We start from the raw sequence: 21,961 nt of genomic DNA, 5'->3' as shown, positions 1-21,961 counted from the left end.
TGACATGTCTTTTTATTCGCGTCTACTTGACGGGGGATAACCATATCGCGGCGATCATTGACCTGTCTTCTTCCTGTTTTTAAGAGCTGCATCTCCTATAGAGCAAGAAACTCTTTTTCGGATAACCTTGCATTAATATAATCAATCGCTTCCTCGATGCTCATCATCTGATTCATCACATTTTTCACGCCGAGACCGATAATCTTCTCGACTTTCCGCAGATTGAAGTTATGTCCCGTCGGGAAGGCGGATTCTCGAACCCCGCGGTACTCCAAGTCTTTGGCGAACTTCAGCCAAGGATATTGATCCATGACATTCTGGTTGCTGTAGATGAAATCGTTGACCGAAGCGCCGCCGAGCAGCGTGACTTGCTCGGCAATTTCATGATCATAGAACCAACGGAAGAAGGCGGAGACTTCGTCGTCTTTCCGGCAATATTTTGATACGCCCAGCGAGCCTCCGCCGAGCAGCGGCTGTTGGCCCGGGACCTCTGCGAACCCAACGAGCGGGGATATCTCGCTGTGGGCGATATTCGAGAATAAGTTCATATACACGATGAGCATCGCGATCTGACCGTCTTCGAATAACGAGATGGACTCGTCCCACCATTTGGCAGGTAAGTTCTTAGCTATGGATAAATGATCGATATAGCTATGAAAGGCATTAATCGCAATCTCTTTGAATAGAGCCAGCTTGTTGTCTTCTTGGATCAAATGTCCGCCTTCGGCATAATACCTGACTAAAAATTCGGAAGCGATAATCTCTGAATTTCCCGTCGTTACGCAGGATCCATGGGATAAAGGCGACTCGGGGTTACTCGCTCGAGAGAAGAATGCAGAAACCCGATTGAACGCTTCGAAGTCTGAGGGTGTTCGCAGTTCGGCTTTATACTGCTCATAGAACATTCTTCGCACTTTGGTATCTTCGAAAATATCCTTACGGTAGAAGAGCATTTGAATGCTCGGATCGAAAGGTACGGCGTAAGGGATCTCGTTCACATAAGCATACCGATCAATAAGCTGTGGAGGATAATTCCTCAGCAGCTCCCGCATCTCCGGGCTTAACGGCTTTAAAGTTCGGCCCGCGAACCAAGATAGCCCGGCCATATCAACACGAATGATATCGTAATGTTTATGGTTGTCGATATCGGATAAGATGTCGTAAATTTCTTCGAACGAATAGACAGCAAGTCGAAGATCAATACCGGTCGTCTTCTTAAAATGCGGCGCTAATTTCTTGAGCGCATCCGTGGTTGGACTCGGGATCGTCAGAATGTTCAGCGTTTTGTTCGCCGTTGGATGACCGAGCGCTTGGTCCTCAAACATAAACCCTCTATTCAACCCGATGATCGGGGCTCCGTCACGCTGGTCCGTCGTCTCATGACGTAGTATCGTCTCGGCAATTTCTTTGCCCAGCCACTGATAATTGATGTGATACTTGTGAATGAAATCCTCGGTTAAAAACTCCGAATCGGCTAAGCTGTATATCTCCGGACATTGGCCCGTACTCCCTAAGAAATGAGCATTTTTGATATAGCGTGCACGTTCCAGATCACTGGTCACAATGCAATCGAAGCCATCCCCCGCAAAGAAATCAAATGCATGATTATAGGCCGTAGATTGCGCGGCAGCAATCGTATGTATGCGCAAATCCTGAGGGGATAGTTCTTCCATGATGGCATTTCTAAAATCCCGATCACAGGAATATCGGAGCAAATCGGTGAATATTCCGATCTTCCGATGCGCTTTTTCTTTTATTTTCTGAGCAATCGCTCGTCCGGATGCATCTGCATCGAAGCTGGCGAATTTCATTGTGTTTTGCAATTTACGATAGACAAAAATGATGTTCTCCCGTGGAATGCCGAGCAGGTCATAATATTCCATGGCATCGTCCAAACAGGAGACCGTGATTACAGCGCAGTCTCGATTAGCAGCAATTTCTTGCAGAAGAGCTTGTTCATTTTCTTTCTGATCTTGTGTGAGATATAAATTTGTCGTGTACCCCACACGGAGAAGGGTGCTATGGATTGCGATATATAGCTTATTGTAGGAATCCGATGAAATGTTAGGCAAGATGAGGGAGACGGTTGTCGTGCTTCCTTCACGTAAAGATTTAGCCCGCGCGTGGATCTGGTAACCCATTTTACGAGCGGCTTCTTCCACGAGATTGATTTTCTCCAGACTTACATTTCCTCTTCCGTTCAGCACATTCGATACCGTTCCATGCGACACCCCCGCAGCTTTGGCGATATCTTTGATCGTAGGCATGCTTCATCCTACCCCTTTTTGATGATATTTGGATAAATTAATTATATCGGGTCTTCTGTTGACATGCCATCACCCACTAATTTTGACACGTTCCAATATTTAAAAGTGTCCCGAACAAACGTTAAAGGATTGTTTTTATGGTGTTTTATGCATATACATTGCGTTACAGTGAAAAAACTCTTAAATATTTATTGACACGTTCCAAAAATATGTTAGAATTCTATTCAAGAAAGCGTTAACATCCCATATGGATTGATCGTTTGTCAGCGCGGTTGATCAAGATTTTCACGACATCATGATTAAGGGGGAGAGGAACGCTGTGGATCCAATCCAATATGGCCAGATGTTCGGACATTGGGAGATGTATGTCAGAATCCTTGCGAGTGCATTGATGGGCCTGTTTATTGGCTGGGATCGATCACATAAACATAAGCCCGCCGGTATGAAGACGTATACCTATACCTCAGTGGCTTGTACATTAATTACGATTATTTCCATCTCTACCGCCAGTCATTACAATGAAGCGGGTCAACTCATGCGCGCCGATCCGATGCGGCTAACGGCTCAAATCGTATCCGGCTTAGGATTTATCGGAGCGGGAGTCATTCTTAAGGATGGGGAACGGGTTAAGGGGTTAACATCGGCGGCCATGATATTTTTCTCAGGCGGAGTCGGAATTGGCATTGGAGCGGGGTATTACGGCATCGTTATTTTCTCCGTCGTCTTAACTTTTTTCCTCGCAAGAATCAGTCGATTTCTTCCGATGAACAACCCGGGAGATGATCGGAAATCAAGAAGCGGCAATGATGCCGCCAGGAAACAACAAGAGAAAGAATGTATCTGAATTCCTGCATATCTGCGAATCGAAAAGGAGATATTTGTATGAAAGTTCATTTTCTAGGATCTGCCGCGTCGGAAGGGATACCGAATCCATTTTGCAAATGCGAGGTTTGCGAGAAGACGCGAAGCGAGAAAGGGAAGAATATAAGAACGCGGTCAGCTGCGATTGTTGATGATACGATGCAGATTGATTTCCCGCCAGAATACAGCTACCAAGTCATGCGGGATGATGTGGGTGTTACTCGTATTTCGGAACTGCTCTTCACGCATACGCACCCCGATCATTTTAACGCAGGAGATTTGTTCAGTCGGATGGAAGGGTATGGTCACCACGTTACGCATCCGCTGCATATTTTCGGGAATGATCGTGCTGTTAATGGTTGTCTGGATGTGTTGTCCGGTTATAGTCCGGAGCGGTTTCAATTCACTCGGATGATTCCATTCGTGACAGTAGAGTCCAGCGGAGCGCGCATTACGCCGCTTCTCGCCAATCATGCGAAGTGGGAGACGTGTCTGATCTATTTTATCGAAAAGGAAGGCAAGACATTGCTGTATGGTCATGATTCAGGATGGTTTCCGGAATTGACGTGGTCGTGGCTTGCGGACAAGCATATCGATCTGACGGTACTCGAATGCACACATGGTTACAATCAGAATCCGCATTCCGATGGGCATATGAGCATTGAGACAGTGTTGGAGACACAGAAGCGATTGCTGGATAGCGGCATTCACTCGGCAACGAGCCAGATCATCGTCTCGCATTTATCTCATAACAGCGGTTTCATGCATGACGAGCTTGTGGACATATTCAAGCCTCACGGTATCGAAGTGGCTTACGACGGTCTCATCAAATTTATTTAATAGGGGATATTACACATGAAGACTACTATCGTTCCGAGACTATTAATTATGATGTTTCTGCAATATTTCGTCCAAGGCGCTTGGAATATGACTTTAGGATTAGTTCTCAGCACATCGGGCTTATCTTCCATCATCGGTACTTCTTATGCATTGCTCGGCATCGCGACGATTCTGTCGCCGCTGTTCATCGGGATGGTCGCGGACCGGTTCATCGCCTCCCAGAAAATTATGGGCATCCTGCATATTGTTAATGCTTGTGTGTTGTTAGCGATTCCGGCTCAGATTCAATCGGGCAACGCGACGATGTTCCTCGTATTGCTCTTTATCGTCGGTGTGTTGTTCTATCCTACGACGGGACTGTCGAATAGCATCAGCTTCAGACATATTCACGGCGCTAAAACATTTCCGGTGATTCGGGTGTTCGGAACATTCGGTTTTATGGTGATCGGGTTCCTGCTCGGACAGATGGGCTTCTCGGGCAGTATTATGACCTTCAAAATTGCGGCAATCTCTGCCATTGTGCTCGGGATCTATTGCTTCACGCTTCCGAATACACCGGCAGCCGGCAAGGGTAAGAAGTTCCTGATAAAGGACCTGCTCTGTCTTGATGCGCTCGCATTGTTCAAGGATAAGAACTTTACGGTATTCATGGGCTGTACGATTTTCTTGATGATTCCTAAAACAGCTTACAGTGCTTATGTGCCGGTATTCCTGGGCGCGCTAGGGTTTAATAATGCAGCTACAATTATGCAAATCGGTATTGCAACGGAAGTTATCTTTATGTTCTTACTCTCTCTGTTTCTCTTCAAATTCGGATTTAAAAAGATTATCCTGTGGGGCGCGATCACGTGGGTTCTTCGTTCGTTGTTGTTCTCCTTCGCGGCAGTCGATGCAGGCATTCTCGTCATCGTCATTGCGCTGGCACTGCAAGGGATTTGTTGGGATTTCTTCTTCACGGCGGGAGACATCTATGTGGACAATAAAGCGGACGTGACGATTAAAGCGCAGGCACAGAGCTTGAAGTTCATGATCTCGAACGGGCTAGGGCTGTTGTTCGCTTCTTCGGTCACAGGTTATATCTTCAATCATACGGTCGTGGATCAAGGGGCGGCTGCACTGAAGCAGTGGCAGCAGTTCTGGATTTACCCCGCTGTCGTGGCGGCTGTCGTCGCGCTGGTGTTCTTCCTGTTCTTCAAGGATAAAGGGATGATATTCCAGAAGAAAAATGCGGAAGAAGGTGCGGTTTCGGAGTTAAAGGCCGTGTAATAAAGGAGCCGAAAGGCTATGGAAAAAGGCTGCCGATAAGGTCGTTAGCCTTTTTCTTAGCATTTTAGTGAATGTTTTGGAATCCGCTAGGGAGCGGATTTTTTATTTTGCGGCGATACTTTTTGTCGGGTTAACCTCTATTATCTTCATCCAATCGTGCGGCCGTCTCCCCGAAAATCGTAGTTATGATCCAGAGGAATTTCCAGAGTCCGAACTTAAAGGAGCGGCTGGAAAAGAAAAACGTAAACGTGTATTCCACCGGGCTGAACGGAAATATTCCGCTTATATCCGACGGCTTCAAGATCGAGGTACTGACGGAAAAAGACGGGCTGGCGCCTAAGAAAAGCAAACCGTAACGTTACCGGTTTCTCGGGGGAGCTGCTGCCTGTCGGTGCGGCTACTGTCTTTTCGCCCGGCAGTCCATTCGATCGCCGTGCACTCCACACGGCGTTTTTTTTTACGAATAGATCCAGGAGAAGAAGAAGTTATCCATCGCTCAAAACCGGCATCTGGTGGGGCTTCCATACGAAATCGACCTTAAAAAACGAAAGGAAAACAAGACGGGAGACGTGCACGGTTGCCCAGAAATGTTTGCAAGTCTTTTTTAGTATCGTATATAGTAAGGATTATATCGTACATAGAAGGAAAAAGTTGACATGGGAGGGACTTAGATGTCCGAAGTTAAACTATCAATCGATTACGACCAGTATGAAGACGGCAAGAAAATGAAAGATTTGCTCGAGGAACTTGCGAACAGCCCGCAAAGCGGGGAACTGACAAGCCTCATTATCGGCGATTGGGGCGGTGCTTACGAAAACGATTCCGAAGAAACCGTCGAGACGCTTGTCGCGCTGAAAGGCCGGTTTCCGAAACTGACGAGTCTGTTTATCGGCGATATGAGCTTCGAGGAATGCGAAGTGTCCTGGATTATGCAGACTAACCTGGCTCCTCTGCTGGAGGCTTACCCGGCACTCCGGTCGTTTACGATCAAAGGAAGCACGGGACTGGATCTGAACCCGGCCCGCCACGAAAACCTGGAGGAGCTGACCATTATTTGCGGCGGCCTCGGCAAGGACGTGATTCATCAAATTTACGAAGGGTCTTTCCCTCGTCTGAAAAAGCTGGAACTGTATCTCGGCGTGGACGAATACGGGTTCGACGGCGGCCTGGAAGATGTGCTCAAGCTGACGGAGCCCGGCAAATTCCCGGAACTCACTTACCTTGGTCTCAAAAACAGCGAAATTCAGGACGAGCTGGCGATCGCGCTGGCCGATGCGCCGATTCTGGACGGGCTGCACACGCTCGACATGTCCGACGGAACTTTGTCCGATACCGGGGCGGAAGCGCTCTTAAACAGCGAAAAAGTGAAGAAACTTCAATATCTGGACTTAAGCCATCATTATATGTCCGATGAAATGGTAAACCGCTGGAAATCGTCCGGCCTTAACGTGAACACGGACGACCAGCAGGATATGGACGAAGACGACGATTACCGGTACCCGTCGCTTACGGAATAACGGCCGTGCCGCAGAGGATGATCCTGATCGGCAACCCGGACAACCGCCGCACGGCGGGGCTGCAGAACGCCCGGGCGAAGCTGGGGCTGCCCCCGGCCGTCGTGCTGCCGTACGCCGGGCTGCTGGACGGCACAGCCTCGCTCGCGCAGGCCGCAAGCCTCGCCGGGGCGCCGTCGCAGCCGGCGGGCGAACCGGCCCCGCTGCTGCGGTTGGACGCACCCGGCGAGCTCTTCGCGGTGGAGCGCGGGCTAATCGCCCTCGGCGCTCCCGACCACGAAGAGGCGGCGCACGGCGACCGCCTGCTTCCGTTCGGGCACCGCAGCGATCCGCAGCCGCTCTCCGTGCGGTCCGCGCTCGCGCTCGCGGAGCAAGAGGGACGGCAGTACCACCCGTCCCAATGGTTCCGCGGCTTTGCGCGGCTGCTCGCCCGGCTGCGGCGGGAAGCGGTGGAGCTGTGGCCGCAGCCGCAATGGACGAACGCGCCGGAGGACATCGCCGGCATGTTCGACAAGCGGCAGACGCACCGCGTCCTGTCCGCTGCCGGCGTGCCGGTGCCCCGCCTCCTGGCTCCGCCGGAGGAGATCGCGGGCTACGAGGCGCTTCGCGATCTGATGCTCTCCCGGCGGGTTCACCGGGTCTTCGTGAAGCTCGCTTCCGGCTCCGGCGCTTGCGGCGTCGTCGCTTACCGCATCAACCCGCGTACGGGCGCGGAGCAGGCGGTTACGACCGTGGGCGTCGAGAATTACGGCGCCCGCGCCCCGGTGTTCTATAACGCGATGAAGCTGCGGCGTTACACGGACGAATCCGCGATCCGCCAGGTGCTGAACTGGCTCTTGAGACACGGCGCCCACGTCGAACAGTGGATCGCCAAAGCTGCTTACGGCGACCGGACGTTCGATATCCGTCAGCTTGTCGTGGCGGGAGAAGCTTGCCACAGCATCGCCCGGGTCAGCCGGACGCCGATCACGAACCTGCACCTGCGCAGCGAAAGGGTGAGCGTGGATGACCTCGGTCTGGCGCCGGGCATCCGGGCAGAAGCTGCGGCCTGCGCCGTAAAAGCGCTGGCCGCTTTTACGCGCTCCCTTGCAGCGGGAGTCGATGTTCTGCTCGACAGCGCGACGCATGCGCCTTACATACTTGACATGAATCCGTTCGGAGATCTGCTGTACCGGGTCGTTCACAAGGGAATGGACCCTTACGAATGGCAGATGAGCCGGCTCACAGGCGGTACGGCTGAAGCTGCGGAAGAGTCCTCAAGGTCCGCAGCCTCCGGGGCTGCCGACCCTACGGGTTCCGCCGCTTCCGCCGGATTTTCCGAAGCCGGGAATTCCGGGAAACCGGGAGGCGCAGCGGGATCTCCGGGCGAGGGAGGAACGCTACGATGAATATGAACGAAATCGTGGGCACCCACGATATCCTGATGATCACGCTGGATACGCTGCGTTACGACGCCGCCGTGCTGGAGGAAGCCAACTGCCCGAATCTGTGCGGCGGCGGCTCCTGGGAGAAGCGCCACACGCCCGGCAGCTTTACGTATGCGGCGCATCACGCTTTTTTCGGAGGCTTTCTGCCGACTCCGGCGACAACGGACAAATCGCAGCATATCCGGCTTTTTCACTCCAAGAACACGGGGCTTAAAACCCATCCCCATACATGGCTCTTCGACACACCCGATCTGGTGTCCGGTCTTCAGGAAGAAGGCTACCGGACGATCTGTATCGGGGGTGTAATTTTTTTTACGAAAAAAGTTCCGCTTGCCAGGGTACTCCCCGGCTATTTCCAGGAAAGCTACTGGCGGATGACCTTCGGGGTAACGAACCCGCGCTCGACCGAGCATCAGGTCAATCATGCCCTCAAGCTTCTCGAACGGACGGAACAAAGCGAGAAGCTGTTTATGTTCCTGAACGTTTCGGCGATTCACGGGCCCAATCATTATTTCCTTCCCGGCGCGAAAAGAGATTCGGTCGAGAGCCAGAGGGCCGCGCTTCGTTACGTGGACGGCCAGTTGGGCCGTCTGTTCGAAGCGATGAGAGAGCGGGAGCGGCCCGTATTCTGTCTGGCTTTCTCCGACCACGGAACGTGCTACGGCGAAGACGGCTATGAAGGCCACCGGCTCGCGCATGAAGCGGTCTGGAACGTGCCTTACCGCGAGTTTGTTTTGTAAATTGACGTAAAGGAAGTGAACGGCCGATGACCTCTTCTCAATTGAGGAACCAACCGGTGCAGTCAGATGAAGAAATGTCCGTTTCCGCTTGGGAAGAAAATCTTCGTTCGGCGCCATACCGCTCGTATTTGTATTCCTATCCGCACAAGACGGCTTACCGCGAGCTGGACAGAAAAATCCCGCTGCAGGAGCTGTGGACGGACGAGCCGGCGGAAACCTTCTTCTTATATATGCATATCCCGTTCTGCGGGGCGCGCTGCGGCTTCTGCAATTTGTTTACCCTGCCGGATAAACGCACCGGCGCCCACGAGCAGTATGTGGATGCGCTGGAACGTCAAGCCCGCGAGTGGGCTCCACATGTCGCGCACAAGAAATTCGCGCGGTTTGCCGTCGGAGGAGGAACCCCTACGCTGTTGGAACCGGCGCTGCTGGACCGCGTTTTCCGAATCGCGGAGGACGCTATGGGGCTGGACAGCGGAGAAGCTTCCATCTCGGTCGAAACTTCGCCGGAGACGGTCACCGCAGAGCGCCTGGATATTTTGCAGGCTCACCGGGTGGATCGGGTGAGCATGGGTATCCAGAGCTTTGTGGATGCGGAGGCTGCGGCCATATACCGTCCGCAAATGCCCCTGGTGGTCGAGAAGGCGCTGGAGCAGCTGAAGCGGTACAAGTTTCCGATTCTCAATCTCGATCTTATTTACGGATTGCCGGGCCAGACCGTGGACACCTGGCTTTACTCCCTGGAACGGGCGCTTGCCTACGAGCCGGAGGAAATCTTCATCTACCCGCTGTATACGCGCGAGCATACGATCGTCAAGCCCGAAGAGATCCGGCAGCGGGGAGCGGATATCCGCATGGCCTGCTACACGGCGGCGCGCGACCGTCTCCTGGCCGCAGGGTATACGCAGTATTCGATGAGGAGGTTCGCGCGAGCGAGCGCCTCGTCGCCCAAAACGCTTCTGCCGTACGGCTGCCAGGAAGAAGGCATGGTCGGTCTCGGCTGCGGCGCACGCTCGTATACGCAGAACGTCCACTACGCGACCCGCTATGCGGTGAGCCGCAGCGCGACGGCCGGCATTATCGCCGACTATGTCGCTGCGGAGCGTCATGACCTCATCGATTACGGCTTCGTTCTGGACGAAGGGGAGCGGAAGCGGCGCTTTATTCTGAAAGCGCTCCTCCACCGCGAGGGGCTGGAGCTCGCGTCCTACGCCCGCCGGTTCGGCACGAAGGCGCTTGAGGACTATCCGGAGCTGAACCGGCTGACGGAGACGGGGCTGGCCGAGCATGTCCCGGGGACCGGGGCAGGCGAAGACGGCAGCCTCTTCCGGCTGACGGACGACGGGATCGCCCTCTCCGATTCCATCGGAGACTGGTTCATCTCCCCGGAGACCCGCGCCCGGATGGAAGGATACACCTTCAGATGAAGGCGACGCTGTATTACCGGGGGAGCCTGTCATCGTGCAATTACGACTGCCCGTACTGCCCGTTCAGCAAGAACAAGGACAGTGCCGCCACGCTGGCGAAGGACCGGCGGCAGGTTGAAACTTTTACGGACTGGGCAGAGAGCCAGGGAGCCGAAGGCCATCGCCTGTCGGTTTTCTTCAATCCTTACGGGGAAGGGCTGACTCACCGCTGGTACAAGGAGGCCATGGTCCGGCTCTCGCACATGGAGCACGTGGATAAAGTGGCGATCCAGACGAATTTGTCCGCCGGTCTTGCCTGGACCGGTGAACTGAACCCGAAGAAGACCGCCTTCTGGGTCACGTATCATCCCGGGCAGACGACGGAAGAGAAATTTCTGGAGCAGGTTCTGCAGCTTTACCGCAGAGGCATTCCGTTCAGCGTCGGATCGGTAGGAGTCAAAAGCGCCTTCGGCCGGCTGGAGTCGCTACGCCGTTCGCTGCCTTCCGACGTGTATATGTGGGTCAATGCGTTCAAAGACAAGCGGGATTATTACACGGATGAAGACCGGACTTTCCTGAGGAGCCTCGATCCGCTTTTCGACCTGAACGCAGAGGATTACGAAAGCCTGGGACGGGCGTGCGGTACGGGCTTCGACGTTTTCTACGTGCAGGGTCCCGGCATAGTGAAGCGCTGCTACAAAGACCGCCGGGTCATCGGCCATTTGTACCGGGACGGCCTGGACGCGCTTTCTCAGCCGCGCCCGTGCGGGATGGACTGCTGCGACTGCTATATCGGCTACATTCATATGCCGGACCTGCAGCTTCGCAAGCGGTATGGCGACGGGCTGCTCGAACGCATCGCAGGAGCCGGCTCACAGAGGCGAATGCCGCGCGTTTACGAAGAAGGAGTGGAGAGTTGTGACGCACACGCTTAACAAAACAGCACCGGCCGGCCTCGCTTACTGGCTGACGGGACTTTCCGGTTCGGGCAAGACCACGACGGCCAAGGCTCTTGCCGCGGAGCTTGCGGCCCTGGGGCACGCCGTCGAATGCCTGGACGGGGACGAGCTCCGGCGGCAGGTCGGAACGGGCCTCGGCTTCAGCCGGGAAGACCGGATGGAGAATGTCCGGCGGGCCGTGTTCATAAGCGGTCTGCTTAACCGCAACGGCATCACGACCGTGGTCAGCCTGATCAGCCCGTACCGCGAAATGCGGGAGTACGCCAGGCAGAACCTGCCGCGTTTCATCGAGGTGTTCGTGGATTGTCCTCTTGAGGAGTGCGAGCGCAGGGATGTGAAAGGGCTGTACGCGAAGGCGCGAAACGGCGAGATCCCGGCTTTTACCGGCATCAGCGACCCCTACGAAGTACCGGAAAATCCGGAGCTGGTTATCCGTACGAATGGGGATACGCTGGAGCTCAACGTGCGCAGACTGCTCGATTTTTACGTTTAAAAGAAGGAACTCGCTCTGCGGGGTCGTATGTTATAACGTAGGGAAGAGAAGGAACCCGACAAAAGGGACCGCAAAGGGGGCAGCGAACGAGATGGAAATCCGCAAACCGATTCCGGAGGAGATTCAGCAGATTCGGAGGCTTTCGCCGCAGGCCCTATCGGAGGGAACGCTTGGAAAGGCCGAACCGGACCGGGACAAAGTGAGGCAGCTTGTAGATCCCCTTCTGAAAAAAGGTTGCTATTATCTGATCGCTGCGGAAGAGAAGCGGCTGGCCGGATGGGTGCTGATTGGGGAGAGCAAAGATTCGTTTACCGACCGGGTTATCGGGTTTGTATACGAGCTCTATGTGCTCGAACATTTCAGAGGACGCGGCGTCTCCAGAAAACTCATGCAGGAAGCGGTGGAGCAGCTCAAAAGTCTGGGCTATCCCGAAGTACGCCTCAGCGTGTATGCCGGAAATCATGCGCTTCATCTGTATGAGTCGCTGGGCTTCGCTCCGAGAACGATTACGATGACCCTTCCTTTATGACATGTCTGTCGCAGCAGCAAAACGAATAGCCTGACGGTACGCATAAAAACCTATTTCCCCCGGAGGAAATAGGTTTTTTCAGGTTGCACAAAAAATAATATTTCAAAATTCACAAAATTGTAGAATTATTATTTCACCCCCACTATAATACAACTAAAGGGAATTGTGAGAACGCTTTCATTCAATCTTGCCGGGATGCCGTACCTTTATCTGACCGTTTCCGGTGATGCGGGTTTTCGTCCCCCGTGCTTTCTTGTCCCCGTTTTCTCTCCTGTATTCCTTTCTTTCAACCTTCCGTGAAAAGGTGGTAGGCAGACTATGATTCCGATTCCGAGACCGCGTTCTTTCCGTATCGCCTTGTTCTGGCGTCATTTCGCCAACTATTTCGTCGTCATTCTGATTCCCGTTATCGTCGCCTGCACGTTGGCCCATTTCCTCGTCGTTTCCCTGATCGAGAAGGACGCGCAGAAATTAAACCGCGTCATTATGAGCCGTTTTTCCGAACAGACGGATACCGCTTTTAATTCCCTGAAAACGAATATGATTAACATGCTTAGCACCTCCAATATCCGCAGCCTGCTTAAAGAAGCCGGCGATTTGTCCGGCGAGAACACCCAGCGTATGGAGCTGATCCACGCTCTGCGGGAGCAGCTGATTAAGCTGCAATCGGATGAGCTGGTGACGAAAGCGTATCTGGTGTTCGCTCATCATGATCTTGTCATTGATGTGGATACGTATACCGATAAGTCGTACTATTTCGATTTCCGCTATCCGATGGGGGCGGAGGAGAAGGCGGCATACCTGGCCAAGTTTACAAACAAAAAAATGATGGAATTTACGGAACCGAAGCCGGATGGCTCGGCCTTGTCCGCCCTGATGAGCTACCCGTTTAATACAAATGTTCCCGAAGTGTATCTGGTGGTGGACGTGAGCAGGGATAAATTGCAGCGGCTGATCAACATACGGGAAAACTGGGTGGCCGGTACCGCGATTGTGGGCAGCCGGGGAGAAATCATCAGCTCGAACGGGGTTGTGTCGGACGGTATCAGCCGGATTCCGTCGCCGCTGGCGGCCGACTCGGGCGAGTCCAAATTTCTGATTACGAATGACAAAGCGATTTCGCTGGTCAAATCGGGTTTTGATGACACGTCCTATTATTTGAGCCTTGTCGATTTGCCTACGCTCATGAAACCTGCCCATCTTACGCGGCTTATCAGTTGGATTTTTCTTGCCTTTTTCATTGTGGTGGGGAGTTTCGTCTCGTATTATTTGAGCCGCCGCATGTACCGGCCCATCCTGGAGATCAAAGAGGGCCTCAAATCGCACCGTTCTGCCCAGGTGCTGCAAATGCGAAGCGACGGGAACGATTACGATGTGATCAAACGGTTTTCGCAGCTGATCATTTCGGAAAACAAACAGCTTAACCAGCGGGTGACGGGCATGTTTCCGATCGTGCAGGAGCATTTTGTGACCAAAATTTTGCTGGGTGAATACAGGGACGCCCTCTCCATCGAGACGTACGCCGGGGAAATCGGTTTTACTTATACGAAAAAAGCGGCGCGGACCGTGCTCGGCATAGCGCTGCATTACGATCCGGACGTGTACGGCCGGCTTTCGGAGACGTCCAAATCGTTCCTGATGGCGGAGCTGAAAGAGCGCATTCTCCAGCTCGTGCCCTCGACGATTTGGCTGTGCGGAATCAAGTCTGACTTGCTCGTCTGCGTTATTCAAAAGGATCCATTCCTCAGCCGGAGCCCGGAGGAGGAGGCGAACCTGATCCGGGCGGCTCTGCAGCTGTACGGCAGCTATTTTAAAGCGACGATTGGCATTGGCAGGACGGTATACGGCATTGAGGAGCTTCACTTGTCCTACGAGCAGGCCGTGTCGGTTTTGCAGCGCCGCGGACTGAACGCCAACGTCGAAATTTGCAGCGGGCAGAGCGCGCTGGACTCGACCCAGTGCGATACATTCCTGAGCGTGCAGGAGGTGGGGCGCATTCTGAACCGCTGCAAAACGCGCGACTACGACAAGCTGCTCCAATCGGCATACGAAATGGTGGAAGAAGCCGTACGCAAAAACGCCACGGCCGTTCAGATCAAATATTTGTGCACGGACATTTTAAATACATGGGTGCGGGCGGTGGAAACCGAACGCAAAGATTTCAACGTGCCTTTTTATGCGGGGCTGTTCGATAAGGTCAACGCCTGCATGACGCTGGAGGAAGTGAAGCGCTGCTTCCGGGAGTTTCACGAGCTGCTTTTCCAGCCTGCCAAGGGGGATGAGCGGGCCGGCAAATTTACCGACATCCTGGCGTATATTCATGAGCATTACGATGAAGAGCTGTCGATCGAACAGTTTGCGAATTCCATGAATATGTCCGTGGGTCATTTCAGCCGGACCTTCAAGGAAGAAGTCGGGGAGAAATACGTGGAGTACATCGCCAAATACCGGCTGGTCAAAGCAAAAGAACTGCTTCTTCAAACGGATTTGAAAATGGACGATATCGCCGAAAAAGTCGGTTACTGGGGAAGGAATTCGTTTATCCGGATGTTCCGGAAATACGAAGGCATTACCCCCGCGAAATACCGGACGATTCATCAGTGAATGCGGCCGGACTCCTAATTTTCCGGAGTCTCTTTTTTTTCCTGAACATACCCGGAAAGCCACGGTTCTCAAGGCAGAGAGGAAACGGTACCCGGGCCAAAATATGTACGCTTTACCGGAAAGAGCGGGTTCTTTATAGTTAGGCCATCACCACTTTGCAAGCGCTTACTTGAAAGGAGGAAGAGGCCATGACGAAGAGTGCCCGCTTCTGGTATCTCGTCAGAAAACACAAAGCGCTCTACCTGCTGATGCTTCCGGGGATCTTGTACTATATCATTTTCAAGTACGTGCCCATGTATGGCATCATCATCGCTTTCCAGGATTTTTCCATCGGCCGGGGCATTCTCGAAAGCAAATTCGTAGGGCTGAAGCATTTTATCGAATTCTTCTACGTCACGCCGGATTCCTGGAAGCTGATACGCAACACGGTCATGCTCAACGTGTACGATCTGCTGTTCCATTTCCCGGCTCCGATCGTGCTGGCCATTTTGTTCCACGAGCTGCGGAACAAATGGTTCAAGGGATTTGTCCAGAGCGTCAGCTATATGCCTCACTTCCTCTCCACGGTAGTGATCGCGGGCATTCTCGTGACGTTTCTGTCTCCGACGACCGGGGTCGTCAACCACTTTCTCGTGAAGGTATTCGGAGCGGAACCCGTCATGTTCCTGGGCATCCCCGAGTGGTTCCGGACAATTTACGTAAGCTCCGAAATTTGGCAGAAGATCGGCTGGGGAACGATTCTGTACCTGGCGTCCATCGCCGGCATCGATCCCACGCTGTACGAAGCGGCCAAAATGGACGGAGCGAACCGGTTCCAGCAGATTCGCCATATTACGCTCGTCGGCATGCTGCCGGTCATGATCGTTCTGTTCGTCCTGACGCTCGGTCACTTTATGGAGACGGGCTTCCAGAAAATTTTGCTTCTCTACAACTCGATGAACTATGAAACATCGGATGTCATCAACACCTTCGTGTACCGGCGGGGTATTCTCGATTCCGATTTCAGCTTCGCGACGGCTGTCGGCCTATTCCAGTCCATCATCGGGCTTATCCTGGTCGTAACGGCCAACCGGATCGTCCGCAAATATTCCGAAACGAGTCTGTGGTAGGAGGAGGACCGTGATGAAAATCAAAACCAGCCTGGGCTCCAGAGTGTTTGACACACTCAACATCATTCTGATGCTGCTGCTCGTCGTCGTTATGATTTACCCGATGGTGTACGTGTTTTCGGCGTCGATTTCGAATAACGCCCTGGTGGCAAGCGGAGAGGTGCTGCTTTTTCCGAAGCAGGTCACGCTGGTCGCCTACGAACGGCTCGTTACCAATCCCGATCTGTGGATCAGCTACTGGAATACGATCCGTTACACCGTTCTTCATGTGGCGCTTACCCTGATTGTGACGGCGGCGATGGCTTATCCTTTATCGAAAAAATGGCTTCCGGGCCGCAGGACCATTCTGCTCCTGGCCGCGTTTACGCTGCTGTTCAGCGGGGGGATGATTCCGACCTTCCTGGTCGTTCAAAAGCTCGGCATGCTCGATACGGTCTGGGCCATCGTCCTGCCGTCCCTGATTTCGACGTGGTACCTGTTTATCATGCGGACGTTTTTCGAAGCGCTGCCCGAGGAGCTGGAAGATGCCGCCACAATCGACGGCTGCAGTTCTTTTCAGGTGCTGCTGCGGATCGTTCTGCCGCTTTCCATGCCCGTTATGGCCACGATCGGCCTGTTCACCGCGGTTAATCAGTGGAACGCTTTCTTCGACGCGCTGATTTACCTGAATGACAGGAGCATGTATCCCTTGCAGATTATGCTGCGCAATATTCTTATCGCCGGAACGAGCGTTCAGGGCGAAGGAGATCTGAATCACCTGGAGACGCTCAAATACGCCATGATCATGATCGCCACCCTTCCGATCTTGTGCGTGTATCCGTTTATCCAGAAATATTTCGTTCAGGGCAGCATGATCGGCGGCATCAAAGGCTAGACGGATATGGAGATAGTTCTGAATTCCCGTCGGAATTCATGACTATAGAGTAAAGTCTGCGATCCGCGGGGCAGCAGCAAAAAACATGAGTACAGTTCGCCCTGCCAACTGCGGCAGCGCTCGTGCTTCCGGTACGGGCAGCGTGACCAGCAAGACCAACAGAACCAACAGGACTAGTAGGACTAAAAGGACTAAAAGGACCAGCGTGACCAGTAAAGCTAGCCAGCAGACCAGAAGCTACCATTATGGGGAGGTTTGGAAATGAAAAAAAGACCGTTTGCCGTGATATTGACTGTCGCTCTGCTTGCCGGTGTCGTTGCGGCGGGATGTTCCAGCAAGGATCAGGGGGCTTCACCGGGGGATGGCGGAGGATCGGACGCCAAGAAACCCGTTAAATTTTCATGGCTGGCGTATGACCGGGTAGAGGGAAAAGTGCGGCAGGACTGGGAAATTTTCAAAGAAATCGAGAAAAAGACAGGCGTCAGCGTCGATTTCCAGATTGTCAGCCAGGAAGGACTCACCGAGAAAAGACAGATCATGATCGCCACGAACTCCGTCACGGATTTTATCCAGGTGAGCACCCAGGAGGGCAGGGAGCACGGTCCCGACAAAGTGTTTCTGAACTTGAAGGACTACCTGGACAAAGCGCCGAATCTGAAAGCGTTCTACGAGAAATACCCGGAAGCGAAAGCGGTCGCGAGCGGAGCCGACGGCGGCATTTATACGGTGCCCGTAATCGAAGGGGACGCCGAGGGCAAAGGCTTTAACTTCATCTGGTACACCCGCAAAGATCTCATGGATAAGTATGGGCTGAAGCCGCCGACAAACTTGGATGAATTTTACCAGTTCCTGAAGTCCTATAAGGAAAAAGAACCGAGCTCGTATCCGCTCATTCCCAATGCGATTGTGGGCGATACAGGGCTGTATACGGTGTTCGGCCGGGCGTTTACGGGCATCCAGGGCTTCTTCAACATCGACCCGACGACCGATAAATATGCGTTCGCCCCGTATCACAAAGGCTACAAAGACTCGCTCGTTTTCCTGAATAAGCTGTATACCGAAAAGCTGCTCGATCCCGAGTACTCCCTGCTTACCCAGGCCCAGTGGGAGGAACGCATTCTGAAAGGCAAGTCGCTCGTGACCTACTTCTGGAAAGCGGATCTGGAATCGTTGACGGACAAAGGCCGTAAAGCGGGCACCTCCACCTTCGAGCTCGATGCGATCCCGCAATTTGCCGCGGAGGGTATCAAAAATTACCAGTTCTCCCGTCCCGTAATCGGAGCCGTCGGGCGAGCGATTTCCGCAAAGGTCAAAGACAAGGACCGGGCGGTCCAGTTTCTGGATTATCTCGTCAGCGAGGAAGGCTCGAACTACCTGTCCCTCGGAATCGAGGGCAAAACCTACACGATGGAAAACGGCAAGCCCGTTTATATGAAAGAATTCGGCGCTTCTCCGTTCAATACGCTGCGCAAGGACTGGGGCGTCTGGTACGACCTGATCACCCTGGACAATGCGAAATCGCGTGAAGTTTGGGAACGAGGGCTGAGCGACAAGAGCAAGGATATCAACAAGCGGTATGAGCCGTTTATCGTGCCGTCCCCGAAACAGATCGTAAAAACGGAGGAAGAGCTGGAACTGGAAAAATCGAAGCTGAACAACCTGAACAAATTCCTGGAACAGAAATTAACGGAGTTCGTCATCGGAAAAACACCGATCAACGATACGACTTACCAGCAATTCCTGGATCAGGTTAAGAAGATGGGAGCCGACGATTTGCTGAACATGTACAATACGGCCTATACCCGGACGTACGGCAAGAAATAGACTTTGAGCCGAGTACAAGGACAGCATCACTACGAAGGAGGGAAAGCTGTGGCAGCAGCGGAAAAGCTGAAAGTCATCGATACCGACGTTCACAACGAACAGAACGACTCGGCCCTGATTCCGTATTTGCCGGAGCCATGGAAATCCAGAGTCGCGGCAACGGGCATCGGTTACTCGGGCTCCGGTTATTACTCGCCGATCGGCGTGATGAAGAAGGACTCGATTCCGCCGGGAGGAGACAAAGCGGGTTCCGATCCCGACTTCATGATCAAGCAGCTTATCGAAGGCTACAACGTCGAGTACGCCGTCCTGACGGGCGTCGTCTACAACATCTCGACGACGCACGACCCGGATTACGCGGCGGCTATCTGCTCCGCCTACAACGACTTCCTTATCGCCGAGTGGCTCGGCAAGCATAAGGCGTTCAAGGGCGCCCTGGCGGTATCGACGCTCGACCCGCAGCTCGCCGCCAGAGAGATCGACCGGGTCGGGGATCATCCCGACATCGTCGAAGTGATCATCTCCAGCGCCGCACGCTGGCCGCTGGGGCACCGCTTCTATCACCCGATCTACGAAGCGGCGGAGCGGCACGGCCTGCCCGTCGCCATCCATCCGGGTGCCGAAGGAGGAGGCAGCTCGACCGCGCCTACGGCGGCCGGGTATCCGGCGAGATACATCGAGTGGCATACGTGCTTGTCCCAAATGTTCATGGCCCATTTGGTCAGCCTCGTATGCGAGGGGGTATTCGCCAAGTTCCCCCGCCTGAAGGTTGTGCTCGTCGAGGGCGGCATCGCCTGGCTGCCGCCGTTGATGTGGCGGCTCGACAAGAACTACAAGGCGCTCCGCTCCACCGTTCCGTGGTTGACGAAGATGCCGAGTCAATACGTCGCGGAGCATTGCTTCCTGACGACGCAGCCGATCGAGGAGCCGGACAATCCGCAGCATCTGGTCGACTTGTTCAACATGTTCGACGCGGAGAACATGATTCTCTATTCCAGCGACTATCCGCACTGGGACTTCGATGCGCCGGATATGATTCTGCGCAAGCTGAAGCCGGAAGCCCGGCGCAAAATCTTTTACGAGAACGCGAAAAAGCTCTATAACTTAACGTAAACGGAGGGGCGTTTGATTATGGCGGTACACGATGTGCTGGATGCGGCAGACGTTCCCGAAGGCGGGGGTGTCCTGGTCGAGGTGGAGGGGCGGGAAATTTGCATTTACCGGATCGGCGGGGAATTTTACGCGCTTCACAATTACTGCCCGCACCAGGGGGCGCCGATGTGCGCGGGGCTTGTTTCCGGGACGAATCTTCCGTCGGACGTCTACGAATACGATTACAGCCGCCAAGGTGAAATTGTGCGCTGCCCTTGGCACGGCTGGGAATTCGATATCAAAACCGGGAAGTCCTTGTTCAGCGACCGGACCCGGGTCAAGAAATACGAACTGGAAATTAAGGACGGCCGGATTGGCATTGTGCTTGGAAAATAGGGAAGTCATCGTGTCGTGTCAACGAAGAACGCGGAACGGGATATACCGAAAGGCATCTCCCGTGTGCGAAGCGGCGTGCCAGAGCTAAAGAGGCGGACAAAAAGAATGGAAAGAATGTCCGGAATCAGCCGTCTATATACCAAGAGCTGCGTTGTGCAGCTCTTTTTTTGTTTAAAACAGATCAAGGCATGCACGTAAGAATCTCCGCATAGTGAAACCGAATCCCGCTCAAAACGGTATTACCGTATAAACGGAAACAAAAGGAGGCTTTCGATTCATGAAAATCAGACTTGTCCTTGCGGTTTTGACCGTTTTGATGCTATCGGGCTGTTCGCTTCTGGAAGGCGTAAACAGTACCTTGAACTATGGGGAAGAAGCGAAAACGTATCTCCAGGAAGCGGCCGCTTTCGCCGAAAATCTGCCCGCCGCCGCCCGCGATGCCGCAACCGATCCCCAGGCTGGAGAGAAAGTGAAAAAAGAACTGGAAGCGATGAGAGAGAATATTTCCAGTTTTAACGGCCTGGACGCGCCGGGCTTTGCCGAAGACCTGCATAAGCAGATCGTCGGATATAACGAAACGATGCTGGGCACGATTAACGGACATCTGGAGCAGCTTAACAGCCAGGTGCTCGATTATCAATCGCTTCTCCAGTCCCCGGTGATTCAGCAGGTGAACGAAATGAAGCAGCTTACCGAGAAGATCCAGAACCTGGGTCAGTAAAACAAGTTCAACAGCACGGCCCTCTATCTGTGAAAAAATCGGCCGGAACGCATAAATATCCCAAGCCCCTCGGGGGCTTTTTTTGTTGGAGCGCGGCACATTTACCGGTCGGCACCCGCCGTGAACATTCGATTTATCCGTATACGCTTCCGCACGTGCGGGTCAATTCCTCGGCGGCCTTTCCTTCATATAGGAGGAAGGGGTGCGGCCGGTCGTTTTTTTGAAAATCCGCTGAAAATACGAAACATCCTCGTACCCGACAAATTCGGCGATTTCGGCGATCGTCAGGAGCGAATCCATCAGCATATAGACGGCCTTCTTCACCCGTACGGAATGGACATATTCGCTGATCGTTTGCCCCGTTACTTTTTTGAAAAGAGCGGCGGTATAATTGGGGCTTTTCGAGATGAACTCACTGAGCTCGTCTTTCGTCACTTTCTCGCGGTAATGGTCGCGGATATACTGCTTCATCCGTTCCGCATGTTTTCCCGTTTCGGACGATACCGCCGCTTGATCCGCTTCACGGCTCAGCAGAGCGAGCATTTCCAGGAGAATGGCTTGTCCGCGAATTGCCGCGTACGGTTCGTTCTCCTTCCAATCGGAGTAGCACTTACGGGTCCGTTCAAGCAAAAATTCAGCCATGCCGGAGCGGATTTTTATCCATGGTTTACTCAATAGCGGCAGCTCGTGACCCGTATCCGTAAGATGAAAGCTTGCGACATATTTGTTGTGCAGGAAGGTCGGAATGCTTTTGCCGTAGTAGGTTACACCCTCTCTAATGAGGAGCAGGTCGCCTTTCTCCAGCATAATTTTGTCGTTTTCGATCCAGTACAGGCAGCGGCCGTAGCTCAGCATGATCAGCGAAGCGGCCGTATTGCCGCCGGGCCCGCTTTCCTCGTACCATTCCGCCAGCCGGTCGTGCCGGATATTTGTCAATTTGATCATGGTTCCCTCTTCATAAAACATACTATAGTACAATTGCAATACTATAATTCATTTTCTCCCGAACGGAAACGAATTACAATAGGGACAACCAAAG

At 53.4% G+C, this 21,961-nt stretch carries 20 protein-coding genes; 18 read left to right on the top strand and 2 right to left on the bottom strand.

Annotation, left to right across the window (positions count from 1 at the left end; all coding sequences use genetic code 11):
- Nucleotides 1-95 precede the first annotated feature (95 nt).
- On the bottom strand, nucleotides 96-2,267 hold the full coding sequence (locus PCH01S_RS06650; RefSeq protein WP_042227874.1) for an extracellular solute-binding protein: 2,172 nt from the start codon (nucleotides 2,265-2,267) through the stop codon (nucleotides 96-98).
- Between the two features lie 343 nt (nucleotides 2,268-2,610).
- Between PCH01S_RS06650 and PCH01S_RS06645 the strand changes: the two genes are divergently transcribed.
- The 18 genes from PCH01S_RS06645 (at nucleotide 2,611) to PCH01S_RS06560 (ending at nucleotide 20,922) form a co-directional block, all read left to right on the top strand.
- On the top strand, nucleotides 2,611-3,111 hold the full coding sequence (locus PCH01S_RS06645; RefSeq protein ID WP_129112562.1) for an MgtC/SapB family protein: 501 nt from the start codon (nucleotides 2,611-2,613) through the stop codon (nucleotides 3,109-3,111).
- Nucleotides 3,112-3,149: 38 nt separating this feature from the next.
- On the top strand, nucleotides 3,150-3,968 hold the full coding sequence (locus PCH01S_RS06640; RefSeq protein WP_042227871.1) for an MBL fold metallo-hydrolase: 819 nt from the start codon (nucleotides 3,150-3,152) through the stop codon (nucleotides 3,966-3,968).
- Between the two features lie 15 nt (nucleotides 3,969-3,983).
- Nucleotides 3,984-5,234: an MFS transporter gene (locus PCH01S_RS06635; RefSeq protein WP_042227869.1), complete on the top strand. Its 1,251-nt coding sequence runs from the start codon at nucleotides 3,984-3,986 to the stop codon at nucleotides 5,232-5,234.
- 185 nt (nucleotides 5,235-5,419) lie between these two features.
- A complete protein-coding gene (locus tag PCH01S_RS31275; RefSeq protein WP_241688864.1) occupies nucleotides 5,420-5,590 on the top strand; it encodes a hypothetical protein in 171 nt (56 codons plus the stop codon).
- A 315-nt stretch (nucleotides 5,591-5,905) separates the two neighbouring features.
- Entirely contained in the window at nucleotides 5,906-6,751 is an 846-nt protein-coding gene (locus PCH01S_RS06625) for an STM4015 family protein (protein ID WP_042227868.1), read from the top strand.
- A 17-nt stretch (nucleotides 6,752-6,768) separates the two neighbouring features.
- The gene (locus PCH01S_RS06620; RefSeq protein WP_042228843.1) at nucleotides 6,769-8,136 is read left to right on the top strand and encodes an STM4014 family protein; all 1,368 of its coding nucleotides are present in this window, start codon (nucleotides 6,769-6,771) and stop codon (nucleotides 8,134-8,136) included.
- Nucleotides 8,133-8,915 carry an STM4013/SEN3800 family hydrolase gene (locus PCH01S_RS06615; protein ID WP_042227867.1) on the top strand — a complete coding sequence of 261 codons (783 nt, stop codon included), beginning with the start codon at nucleotides 8,133-8,135 and terminating at the stop codon, nucleotides 8,913-8,915. The genes PCH01S_RS06620 and PCH01S_RS06615 overlap by 4 nt, the downstream gene beginning before the upstream one ends.
- Before the next feature lie 26 nt (nucleotides 8,916-8,941).
- The gene (locus tag PCH01S_RS06610; protein WP_042227865.1) at nucleotides 8,942-10,342 is read left to right on the top strand and encodes an STM4012 family radical SAM protein; all 1,401 of its coding nucleotides are present in this window, start codon (nucleotides 8,942-8,944) and stop codon (nucleotides 10,340-10,342) included.
- Nucleotides 10,339-11,256, top strand: coding sequence for an STM4011 family radical SAM protein (locus PCH01S_RS06605; RefSeq protein WP_042227864.1), 918 nt, complete (start codon nucleotides 10,339-10,341; stop codon nucleotides 11,254-11,256). Before PCH01S_RS06610 ends, PCH01S_RS06605 begins: the two co-directional genes overlap by 4 nt.
- Nucleotides 11,240-11,773, top strand: a complete 534-nt coding sequence (cysC, locus tag PCH01S_RS06600) for an adenylyl-sulfate kinase (RefSeq protein WP_042227863.1) — start codon at nucleotides 11,240-11,242, stop codon at nucleotides 11,771-11,773. The genes PCH01S_RS06605 and cysC overlap by 17 nt, the downstream gene beginning before the upstream one ends.
- Before the next feature lie 91 nt (nucleotides 11,774-11,864).
- Nucleotides 11,865-12,302: a GNAT family N-acetyltransferase gene (locus tag PCH01S_RS06595; RefSeq protein ID WP_042227862.1), complete on the top strand. Its 438-nt coding sequence runs from the start codon at nucleotides 11,865-11,867 to the stop codon at nucleotides 12,300-12,302.
- 318 nt (nucleotides 12,303-12,620) lie between these two features.
- Nucleotides 12,621-14,906: a helix-turn-helix domain-containing protein gene (locus tag PCH01S_RS06590; protein WP_042227861.1), complete on the top strand. Its 2,286-nt coding sequence runs from the start codon at nucleotides 12,621-12,623 to the stop codon at nucleotides 14,904-14,906.
- A gap of 188 nt (nucleotides 14,907-15,094) precedes the next feature.
- Nucleotides 15,095-16,015: an ABC transporter permease gene (locus tag PCH01S_RS06585; RefSeq protein WP_042227859.1), complete on the top strand. Its 921-nt coding sequence runs from the start codon at nucleotides 15,095-15,097 to the stop codon at nucleotides 16,013-16,015.
- A gap of 13 nt (nucleotides 16,016-16,028) precedes the next feature.
- A complete protein-coding gene (locus PCH01S_RS06580; protein ID WP_042227858.1) occupies nucleotides 16,029-16,889 on the top strand; it encodes a carbohydrate ABC transporter permease in 861 nt (286 codons plus the stop codon).
- A 261-nt stretch (nucleotides 16,890-17,150) separates the two neighbouring features.
- Entirely contained in the window at nucleotides 17,151-18,713 is a 1,563-nt protein-coding gene (locus tag PCH01S_RS06575) for an extracellular solute-binding protein (protein ID WP_042227857.1), read from the top strand.
- 48 nt (nucleotides 18,714-18,761) lie between these two features.
- Entirely contained in the window at nucleotides 18,762-19,826 is a 1,065-nt protein-coding gene (locus PCH01S_RS06570) for an amidohydrolase family protein (RefSeq protein ID WP_042227856.1), read from the top strand.
- An 18-nt stretch (nucleotides 19,827-19,844) separates the two neighbouring features.
- Entirely contained in the window at nucleotides 19,845-20,201 is a 357-nt protein-coding gene (locus PCH01S_RS06565; protein ID WP_042227854.1) for a Rieske (2Fe-2S) protein, read from the top strand.
- A 277-nt stretch (nucleotides 20,202-20,478) separates the two neighbouring features.
- Complete coding sequence (locus PCH01S_RS06560) at nucleotides 20,479-20,922, top strand: DUF6376 family protein (protein ID WP_042227852.1); 444 nt, start codon at nucleotides 20,479-20,481, stop codon at nucleotides 20,920-20,922.
- 162 nt (nucleotides 20,923-21,084) lie between these two features.
- On the opposite strand, the gene PCH01S_RS06555 is transcribed toward PCH01S_RS06560, so the two are convergent.
- Nucleotides 21,085-21,867 carry a helix-turn-helix domain-containing protein gene (locus PCH01S_RS06555; protein WP_042228842.1) on the bottom strand — a complete coding sequence of 261 codons (783 nt, stop codon included), beginning with the start codon at nucleotides 21,865-21,867 and terminating at the stop codon, nucleotides 21,085-21,087.
- Nucleotides 21,868-21,961 lie beyond the last annotated feature (94 nt).

This window comes from Paenibacillus chitinolyticus NBRC 15660 (assembly GCF_000739915.1).
Taxonomy (GTDB): Bacteria; Bacillota; Bacilli; order Paenibacillales; family NBRC-103111; genus Paenibacillus_F; species Paenibacillus_F chitinolyticus.
The sequence above is the reverse complement of the archived record's forward strand: the minus strand, read 5'-3'. Positions and strand labels throughout refer to the sequence as shown.